We start from the raw sequence: 1,089 nt of genomic DNA on the forward strand, positions 1-1,089 counted from the left end.
CTGCGGCGAGCTGAAGCGCCCACACCACGTTTGCGCATCTTGCGGCCACTATGACGATCGTGAAGTCGTCGCTCAGGCCGACGAAATCGACCTGGACGAAGACGCGGCCTAAGCCTGATTGGACGCAGGCCAAGGCATGACGGATCAGCCCACGCAGACCGGACGGATCATCATCTCGGTTGACGCTATGGGCGGAGATTCGGGCCCTGCCGTCGTTGTGGCGGGCATTGCAAAATCTGCGGACAAGAACCCGAAGATCGGGTTCATCCTGCACGGTCAGGAACAGGAACTACGCAAGCTGGTTGCCAAACGGCGTGTCCTTGATGGGCGCGTCGTTTTTCGTGATTGCCCGGACGTGGTCACGATGGAAGACAAACCAAGCCAGGTTGTCCGCAGCGGCAAGAGCACGTCGATGTGGTCCGCTCTGGAAGCGGTGCGTGCAGGTGAAGCGCACGGCGCGGTGTCCTGCGGCAATACGGGCGCGCTGATGGCCATGTCCATGTTGCGGCTGCGCAAGCTGCCCGGCGTGAACCGCCCTGCCATCGCGATCCTGTGGCCCTCGCGCAATCCGCATGGGTTCAACGTGATGCTGGACGTCGGCGCAGATGTGCGCGCTGATGCCAAGGACCTTTTGCAATACGCGCTGATGGGGGCTTCATACGCGCGCAACGGTATGGCGCTCAGCCGCCCTCGGATCGGATTGCTGAATGTCGGTACCGAAGAACACAAGGGCCGCGCCGAACTGAAAGAAGCCCATGCGATGATTTCGGACTTTGCCGATCAGGCGAATTTCGAATTCGTGGGCTTTGTCGAAGGCAGCGATATCCCCGGCGACAAAGCTGTCGTGATCGTGACCGACGGCTTCACTGGAAATGTCGCCATTAAAACCGGCGAAGGCACCGCGAACCTAATCGGTGATTTGCTTCGTGAAGCGTTCAAATACTCGCCCCTATCCCGGCTGGCCTCGATCCTGGCAATCGCCTCGTTGAATCGTCTGAAAAAGCGGATAGACCCGCGCCGCGTCAATGGAGGCGTGTTGCTCGGGCTTAAAGGAACCGTGGTGAAATCCCATGGCGGAGCGGACGCAAC

At 60.1% G+C, this 1,089-nt stretch carries 2 protein-coding genes; both read left to right on the forward strand.

The window, feature by feature from the left end:
* Window positions 1-112 (forward strand): 50S ribosomal protein L32 (gene rpmF, locus ACR0FG_RS20850; RefSeq protein WP_480895274.1); only part of this gene is annotated, 112 nt, incomplete at its 5' end.
* Between the two features lie 24 nt (window positions 113-136).
* Window positions 137-1,089: phosphate acyltransferase PlsX (gene plsX / locus ACR0FG_RS20855; protein ID WP_480895272.1), on the forward strand; the 953-nt coding region annotated here is incomplete at its 3' end.

The organism is Ruegeria sp. E1, from assembly GCF_056534225.1.